Origin of the sequence: Klebsiella sp. ME-303, from assembly GCF_007910085.1 — a bacterium.
In the GTDB taxonomy this organism is placed as follows: Bacteria; Pseudomonadota; Gammaproteobacteria; order Enterobacterales; family Enterobacteriaceae; genus Klebsiella; species Klebsiella michiganensis.
Map to the genome: position 1 here is coordinate 5,863 of NZ_VOJB01000055.1, position 4,624 is coordinate 10,486.

Consider the following 4,624-nt stretch of genomic DNA (forward strand, 5'->3'; position numbering starts at 1 on the left):
GCTGAGAGCCTGATATGCGGGCACTCAGCAAAGAAAAATACAATCTGTCTGCCTGACCTTATGCGCTTTGGTGAACAGCGAGGGGCGGTAGCGTGTCCAGGAACTGACAAAGAGAGAGATTCATGGAAAATCCAGCCAGCCTGTTGCGATGTCTGAACCCTTACTGTGCCCGTGCGATGGAAGGGGCGGCTTCGCTCTGTCAGACCCGCACCCATGCGAAAATTTTGCCGGGGCACTGGCTGCTGGCCTCGCTTGCCGGAGAGCAGAGCATCCGCAGCGTTCATCTGCTGATGGCGCTGGGCGGGAAACCTAACCTGGCTCGCTGTGATTGGCTGTGGCCCTTACTGACGCTTGGCCAGAGCCAACTGGAGCGCCTGCGCCCGTTACTGGATGCGCAATCTGACGAGCGGCCGGATCTGCAGCCGGAAATCGAACTGGCTCAGGGTATCGGACTGGAGTTTGACCTCACAGAAGGAGTGCACGCATGAGCAATAATCCTCCGTTAAGATTCAGCCACAGCCATCATCTGCTTTCGGTGAAAGGCTGTGACGCCGAGCCCGATGTACTGGCGTTTGAAGGCGATGAAGCCCTGAGCAAACCCTTCCGCTACCGTATTGAGTTCACCAGCGCTGACCATACCATCAGCAAAGAGATGATGCTGATGAAAGCGGCTTCCCTGACGCTGCAGGCCCCGGTTGACCAGGGCTACGGCATCAAAATCCAGCAGCCGGTGCGGGTGATTCAGGGAGTGGTGACGGGTTTTGAACGCCTGGGCACCTCAAAGGACGAAACCCGCTACGCCCTGACGCTTGAGCCACGCCTGGCGCTGCTTGACCGTTCGCACCAGAACGCCATTTATCAGGACATGTCGGTCCCACAAATCGTGGAAAAAATTCTGCGCGAGCGTCACAACATGCGCGGTCAGGATTTTCTGTTCTCGCTCTCAAAAGAGTATCCGCGCCGTGAACAGGTGATGCAGTACGGTGAGAACGACCTGCACTTTATCACCCGCCTGCTGGGTGAGGTCGGTCTCTGGTTTCGTTTTACCACCGACACGCGGCTGAACATCGATGTGGTGGAGTTTTACGACAGCCAGCAGGGGTATGAGAAAGGCCTGACGCTGCCGTCGGTGCCGCCATCCGGGCAGCATTCGCAGGGTGTGGACTCGGTGTGGGAGATGGAGAGCCATCATAACGTGGTGCAGAAGCAGGTCAGCATCCGCGATTACAACTACCGCCAGGCCACGGAAGACATGAACACCCTCGTTGATACGACCAGGGGAGATGCCACCACTTACGGAGAGGCCTATCACTGGGCGGATAACTACCTGACGGCGGGAAACTCCCATGACCGTAATCCGGCACCGGAGTCCGGGGCGTTCTATGCCCGCATTCGTCACGAACGCTACCTGAATGGCCAGACGCAGACCCGGGCCGTCACCAGCTGCCCGACCCTCTCTCCGGGGATGCTGCTGAAAGTCACCGGCGGGTACGAAGTGGCAGACGTGTTTGCGCAGGGCGTGGTCATCACGGCGATGCACAGCCATGCGCGGCGTGATGAGGACTTTGGCATCAGGTTTGACGGTATCCCGGACAGCCCGGATTTTAGTTTCCGCCCGGCGCCCGGCAGTCGTCCGGTGATGGCAGGCACCGTACCGGCCCGCGTCACCAGTACCACTGAAAATGACACCTACGGGCATATCGATAAGGACGGCCGCTACCGCGTCAACATGCTGTTTGACCGGGACAGCTGGGAGACCGGGTTCGAGAGCCTGTGGGTTCGTCAGTCCCGGCCGTATGCCGGGGACACTTATGGTCTGCATCTGCCGCTGCTCGCGGGCACCGAGGTGGCGATTGGTTTTGAGGACGGTAACCCGGACAGACCGTACATTTCTGGCGTACTTCACGACTCGGCGCACGGTGACCATGTCACTATCCGAAACTACAAACGTAACGTCCTGCGCACCCCGGCGAACAACAAAATCCGCCTTGATGACGAGCGCGGGAAAGAGCATATCAAGGTGTCGACGGAGTACGGCGGCAAGAGCCAGCTGAATCTCGGACATCTGGTCGACAGCAAGAAACAACAGCGCGGGGAAGGTTTTGAACTCAGGACGGACAGCTGGGGGGCTATTCGTGCACAGCAGGGTATTTTCATCACCGCAGATGCACAAATCAAAGGTCAGGGACAGGTTCTGGCGATGGATGCGGCGCTGGGGACACTCAATCAGGCGCAGCAGTTAGCGAAATCACTGAGCGATGCTGTAGCCACTGCACAGGCTGAACTCGCGCAGATCCAGGCGCAAAAAACATTGCTGGGATCCTCTCTCAAGGATCTGCAGCAGTCCGCGTTGCTGATGAGCGCCCCGGACGGGATAGCTCAGGTATCACCGCAAAGCATCCAAATCAGCAGCGGACAGAACTTTATTCAGACCTCCGGCGAGAACAGTGACTTTAGCGTCTTCAAAAAATTCACCGTTGCGGCAGGCGAGATCATCAGCCTGTTTGCCAAAACGCTGGGCATCAAGATGTATGCCAATAAGGGTAAGGTTGATATTCAGGCACAAGGGGATGCAATGATGCTGACCTCCCTGAAAAGCATGACCATCATCAGTAAAGACGATGAGGTGGTGATTCAGGCAAGCAAGAAAATTACTTTATGTTGCGGTAAAACCGCTGTGGTCATCGACCCGTCTGGCGTCAATATTCTGACGCCTGGTGATGTGAATGCCAAATCAGCCAGCCTGAACCATCTGGCATCACAGAGCTTCAGCCCGACACAACCTGAACTGCCACCGGCGGCCAGTTGTGTGGAGAGTGCGCTCTGATGGATACCCTCACTAACTTAACTGATGCCCTGAATGCCAGACAGAATGAATACCGCTACCTGGTGCTTGATCCGCTAAAAAAGGTGGCGAGCTGGGATCCTCTGCACGCAGACATGCTCAGGAATAGCAACGGTAGCGATGCCCTGCGCAGGATATTGCGTCCGGATTTAGCCTGGTCGCCGGAGCATTGTCCGATTCTGCTGTTGCTTGCTTCTCCGGGCGGGTCTCTGGATGAAGATCTGGTCCGAAGCAGTGAAACCTATGCATTCGGAGAAGCACTGTACGAGAAGCGCTATGTCTGCGGCTGGCTGAATTCAGCACTTTCGCCTGATGAAATGGCTGTCTGGCTGGCTGATTTGTGCAAACACATCAAACCGGGCGTCAGTATCCCTGCGTTCGAACCCCTGCGCCTTGAACTGTTGCAGGCGACTGCTGACCCTGAGTTGATGGCAGGTCTGCTTGCCGCAACGACTCAGTGGCACTGGATGTCCTGTACGGGTGAACTGAGGACACTGAGTGGTAAATCCGGTGGTGATGCCTGGATGCTGAACTGGGGAGCTGAACACGCACAAGCTGAAGTCCGTAATATCTGGCGTTTGCTGTCTGCCTGGCATGAATCAAATGACGCTTTACCTCCAGAGGCTGTGCGTCTTGCGGCTGATGCCTGGTTTGCCGCTGATAAATCGGGGCTGCATCATCTCAGTGACCGGCTATGCCTGGCGCTCAATGCCCTGACCTTGCCCGTTGATATCACTACACATGCAGTCGTACAGGCCCGACTGCAGGAAGCCGCGGAAAACCCGGCACTGCACTTTACCCAACTGCTTCAGACCCTCCCGGACTTTGTCTGGCAGGAGCTGCGTCAGGCATGACGCGACTGAGAAAGGAATTTGATAATGGATATGAAAGCACAGGTAAATAAAAACGCAGCGGCAATTCAGCAGGCAGCATCCACACCTTCAGGCTGTAAGTCGTGTGAGCGTAAAGGAGTTGCGATATACCCGTTACGTGTGGCTGCAGTCCCGGCTTCTCTGGTAAATACCGGCTGGCATCCTGCCGTCCCTCACCAGGACATAGAGCTTAAGGGGGGCGAGTTCAAATACGCCCTGCGTACACTGCGCGAGGGTTATGTGTATGTTCTGGCTGATAAACAGGTCTGGTATGCCTACCAGGTCACCCCGCAGGGCTTTTTGCGCATGTTCAATGCGAAGGAAATGCCGGAAGGAGGGAAAGTGGAACCTCTGAGTGCCGCCTGCCTGCAGCAGAATCATGATATCCGCAGCAGCTTTATCAATATCGATCCGAAGCATACTCATGCAGCCGTGGCCTTCAGCAATGACCCGTGGCCCCGTGAAGTGCTGGCGAAATATAAACAAGCCGGTGCTTCGGCACCGCGTTTTACGCAAGTGACTATTGCTGATGGGAAAACAGTGACAATTGAAGGTGCGGGGCGCAGCCTGGAGCTTGACCCCACGCTCTCAACTCTGACAAAGAACGTGCTGGAGTTTGCGACAGAAAAATTTCCGGGTATTGTCGGAAAAGAAGGGCAGCCCGATGGCGCGTATGGTTTTTATCCCCGAAGGGATATCAGGAAGCAGACGGCGCTGGGTAATAAGGTTGCGGAGTTACAGGAGCTGTACGGTGCAGTGCATGCCATTGTGCTGGATGATGCCATCGGGATTGTTCAGGAACTTAATCACGCCCGCCTGGATGTGGTGGATGCGCTGGCGAAATATCGTTCTAAACCCGCGAATCTTCATCAGGGCACCATTTCCGACACGATTTTGTCAATTCAGG

Annotated in this window: 3 protein-coding genes and 1 pseudogene; all 4 read left to right on the forward strand. The window is 56.0% G+C overall.

The window, feature by feature from the left end; genetic code table 11:
* Nucleotides 1-122: 122 nt before the first annotated feature.
* Nucleotides 123-452 (forward strand): annotated as a pseudogene (locus tag FQK12_RS03370) (Clp protease); the annotation flags it as partial.
* Nucleotides 453-484: 32 nt separating this feature from the next.
* A complete protein-coding gene (locus tag FQK12_RS03375) occupies nt 485-2,827 on the forward strand; it encodes a type VI secretion system Vgr family protein (protein WP_014229665.1) in 2,343 nt (780 codons plus the stop codon).
* On the forward strand, nt 2,827-3,699 hold the full coding sequence (locus FQK12_RS03380) for a hypothetical protein (RefSeq protein ID WP_146295653.1): 873 nt from the start codon (nt 2,827-2,829) through the stop codon (nt 3,697-3,699). Before FQK12_RS03375 ends, FQK12_RS03380 begins: the two co-directional genes overlap by 1 nt.
* A gap of 24 nt (nt 3,700-3,723) precedes the next feature.
* Nucleotides 3,724-4,624, forward strand: a 901-nt coding sequence (locus FQK12_RS03385; protein WP_315898954.1) for a T6SS effector BTH_I2691 family protein, incomplete at its 3' end; no start/stop codon positions are given.

Bases quoted from the DNA above. Each gene is read 5' to 3' on its own strand.
- FQK12_RS03380 (WP_146295653.1), top strand. From the start codon at position 2,827: ATGGATACCCTCACTAACTTAACTGATGCCCTGAATGCCAGACAGAAT.
- FQK12_RS03375 (WP_014229665.1), top strand. From the start codon at position 485: ATGAGCAATAATCCTCCGTTAAGATTCAGCCACAGCCATCATCTGCTT.